Source organism: Paenibacillus popilliae ATCC 14706 (genome assembly GCF_000315235.1).
Taxonomy (GTDB): domain Bacteria; phylum Bacillota; class Bacilli; order Paenibacillales; family Paenibacillaceae; genus Paenibacillus_B; species Paenibacillus_B popilliae.
On record NZ_BALG01000358.1, the window covers coordinates 1 to 3679 of the forward strand.

Consider the following 3679-nt stretch of genomic DNA (forward strand, 5'->3'; position numbering starts at 1 on the left):
TTCTGTAGCTAATAAGTTGCAACTTATTAACATAACAATAAGACGGATTGGACTTAATTTTTTTAACGTCATCTTCCTTTTCATCAGTGATTTCGCCTCCCAAATCTTCATTTTTCCATGAACAACCAATATTTTACACCTAATTAATCCTTTATTGGTTACAAAATACCCCTTAATAACATTTACCTGAATCCGTGAAACGAAGTCTCGAAAAAGTTAGAAAAAATAGACTCCAGTGAAGTAAACTAAAGAAAATACGAATAAATTCTCATTTTTATTATGGACGGAGCGCATTACTGCTTATCAGACCAGCGGGCAAACGATGAAAGCCTTGTGCAAAGAGCACGACCTGACCGTTCATCAATTAAAATATTGGCTCTACAAGGTGCAAAGGCAAGTGCGGACTACCTCAGCGGTCACTACCTTCCGTCCGATCACTATCGCTGGCCAAATCGAAGCAACCGAGTCCCTTCAGATCTAAGTCGGCATTGCCCGGATCGACGTTCGTCCCGATTTTGAACCCAGACTGCTTCATGATGTAGTTGCCGCCCTTACGCCGTTATGCTGAATTTCATCGCTTCACCTGTTTATCTGGCTTGCGGCGCAACAGACATGCGCAAATCCATTGATGGGCTGGCCGCTATGGTACAGGAACAATTTGGGCTCAATCCGTTTTCCTCGGCGCTGTTCGTGTTTTGTACCGCAGGCTCGAGCGCGGCTCGTTTCAGTGGCCCGCTGGCGGCACAGCTCCACTATGTCTGACGCAGCGTGAGCTGCGCTGGCTGCTCGACGGCCTGACGCTTACCCAGCGCTCAGGTCTCGCCGGAAGTGGCGATCTACACATGATCAAGCCGTTTGTGATCGGACGTAAAAACTGCTCTTTGCCCATACTCCGCGCGGAGCCAAGGCGAGCGCAGCGATCTACAGTGTAATCGAGGCGGCCAAGGAAAATGGGCTACACCCGTTTCGGTATCTCACGCACTTGTTCGAGCAATTGCCGCAGCTTGCCAATCTGCAAGGGTCACAGGCGTTAGCGTCCATTATGCCGTGGTCGCCGCAGTTGCCGGACTTCTGCCGTATGAACTAATCTACATCGATCATACACTGGCCCCAATCTGACCGCTAGGTGGGGCCGATTTGACGTTCACGAAACGAGGCGACCTCATGAAAAAGTCTACCCTAAAATGCAATGGCAAGACGGAAATGAGCAAACGAATCCGATTGCAAGCCGTTGAGTCATTGAAGGTGACCTTGCCAGTTTCAGAGTGCCGCGACGTGATGTAACGGCTCAGCCGCTCGCGAACGCCCGTGCAACACGGCTCTGGGGCCGTGTTGCACGGGATAGCGATGGAGCGTAATGGAGCTGAACAAAGTTGGCCTTTTTTGTAGCTGTTATAAGTGGCCTCTTTATTACTACCCTCCGAATTAGATTCTGCTTATCATCAGAAGTAAATAGCTGCTGCTGTAATTCCTCAGGCTGTCAGTTGTGAGCATTTTCTTCGTAAATATCACGAATATCACGGATAACTTCCTTAACAACGGGATCCATTTTACACCTGATTTGTGCCTGTAAAGATTCATTTTGTTCCGATATCAATTTTCGAACCAGCTCAAGCAACTGTTTTGTTAAATTCTCTTCGATATTGTCAATTTGATAGGGACTATAGTTGTAAATCGAATGGTTTTGTACGAAAGCGTCAAGCATGTCATTCGTTATGTTCGGTAACAAGGTATTTGCCATAATATCTTTTATTTTCGTGTGTAACTTTTCTAGCTGCTGCTGCGGAACTACCTGTTTTTTAATCAACTTTTGCAATGATTTTGCCTGTAAATTGAACGAAAACAAGTCTAGCATCATTTCTAATGTAGAGCCTACCTGCTCCGGTTGATCCAAAAAACCTACTATGGATTCTTTCACATGTTCTGTATTTTCAGATACGGAGCGCCAATGGGTAACTTCTATCCATTCGTTATTGTGTCCATCAGTATCTATTACTTTCCCTCCGATAACTTCATCTCCGATTCGAACAATGACAGGAGCAGCATTTATCAATTGTCCTTTCCACTCCATTGGTACATCGTATTGCTGGTCTTGAAACGCGGTTTCCAATTGTTGTTTCACAGATTGTACGTGTTCTGGAGATACGGGAACATGGAGAAATACAATGGGATAACCCTGAACGGTACCAATATGCTCTATAATTCCAATTATCGAGAGTTTTCGTAATTGAAGTGATAATTCTTTTCCAACCACTATATTCGTTTCCTGCGTTGATTCATTTACATCAATGCGTTCATCCGGTTTTATTTCGTTTGTACATACATATTGAACCGGTTTATATATGCCTTGCTCTTCGCCATCCATACGTACAAAAGTATTTAAAGGAAATTCACCTAATTGTTCGCTCGTTGTAGACTTAGGAACACCGATTTGAACAAAAGAATCGGGTTGATCTCCAAGAGATAACACCTTGCCTACTACCGTTTTATTTACTCTAATATTATTACCGGGAACTTCCTCATGCTGCTGCGTCTCACTCCACCGAAATGCAACCTTCTGTCCTACACGATGAACAGCAGGACCAGGAATATTAAAAGGAACTATCTCCACTGTCTCCACAGGTAAAACGGTACCTTCTTCATTTCTATATTTAAAGAAATGATTTTCCATAGTCGAGCTTGTTCGGAATAAATCAGCCTCCTCTAGACCATATATGATAGGCAGTTCACTTGTATCTGCCTCTGTTATACCCGTTATAAAAATTTCACAGTTATTTCCTCTAATAAACATTTCACCAAGAACTGTTTCCCCATCCTTAAGCGGGACGCGAATTAATTTAGCCCAATCATCCTCATCCAATATAAGTGGACTATTTTCAGTCGGAAAATCTAATATTTCTTCTGCTGTTGGAAATTCTAATATTTCTTCTGCTGTTTGAGGTGCTGGGATGTTGTCATCTAACTCTAGCTGTTCCGTTGACGTGCTTGTCCCCGGTTGCGACGGTTGTTCTCTCCCTTCCATCTCTGCGATTTCTTCTTCAGTTAGTATTGGAATGTTGTCATCTAACTCCGGCTGTTCCGTTGACGTGCTTGTCCCTGGTTGCGACGGTTGTTCTCTCCCTTCCATCTCTGCGATTTCTTCTTCAGTTAGTATTGGAATGTTGTCATCTAACTCCGGCTGTTCCGTTGACGTGCTTGTCCCTGGTTGTGGTTCCACTTCACAGCATTCGATTGACCGCTTGGCTCTACCTCCGGGACCGCACGGTCTGCAAACTTGGATCTCCCTTTCTTCGACCGCACCTTCTTCTTTCTCAATTTCCTCTCGGATTTGTTTCACTGCTGTTTCTTCTGCCTCAACCGCGCTGTCCTTTATCGCTTCTAACTTGGTGGCCGTTCTTGATAAAATGCCTGCTTCTCGACTGATTCCTTTGATAACTAAGGTCGTTGCTTCTTCTGGACGAATAGGCACAAAACTTCCAATCGGATCAATGGCTAGCACTGTAAACTGAACGTATTTCAGTGTATCTAAAACCTGTGCTTGCCACCCCGGTCTGTCAAATAAGTTATGCTCGATCATTTCAACCATAGGTAAAAATAGGTGTTGTAAAGCTTGGCGTTGCCCGTTTATGTTTTCTTTGGCTTGCTTGACCTGGATGACGTTCTCCGCTGCTGCCTCTAG

At 44.4% G+C, this 3679-nt stretch carries 3 protein-coding genes and 1 pseudogene; 3 read left to right on the forward strand and 1 reads right to left on the reverse strand.

Annotated elements, in window-relative coordinates; genetic code table 11:
- Nucleotides 1-322: 322 nt before the first annotated feature.
- The 3 genes and pseudogenes from tnpA to PPOP_RS21190 form a co-directional block, all read left to right on the forward strand.
- Nucleotides 323-481 (forward strand): IS66 family insertion sequence element accessory protein TnpA, encoded by a 159-nt coding sequence (tnpA, locus tag PPOP_RS26130; RefSeq protein WP_422730661.1) that lies wholly within the window; start codon nt 323-325, stop codon nt 479-481.
- A gap of 80 nt (nt 482-561) precedes the next feature.
- On the forward strand, nt 562-762 hold the full coding sequence (gene tnpB / locus PPOP_RS23555) for an IS66 family insertion sequence element accessory protein TnpB (RefSeq protein ID WP_267879088.1): 201 nt from the start codon (nt 562-564) through the stop codon (nt 760-762).
- An 83-nt stretch (nt 763-845) separates the two neighbouring features.
- Nucleotides 846-1087, forward strand: a pseudogene (locus tag PPOP_RS21190) (transposase domain-containing protein); the annotation flags it as partial.
- A gap of 393 nt (nt 1088-1480) precedes the next feature.
- Here the strand turns inward: PPOP_RS21190 and PPOP_RS22995 are convergent.
- A partial coding sequence (locus PPOP_RS22995; protein WP_006287964.1) for a hypothetical protein occupies nt 1481-3679 on the reverse strand: 2199 nt, incomplete at its 5' end.

Bases quoted from the DNA above. Each gene is read 5' to 3' on its own strand.
- tnpB (WP_267879088.1), top strand. From the start codon at position 562: ATGCTGAATTTCATCGCTTCACCTGTTTATCTGGCTTGCGGCGCAACA.
- tnpA (WP_422730661.1), top strand. From the start codon at position 323: ATGAAAGCCTTGTGCAAAGAGCACGACCTGACCGTTCATCAATTAAAA.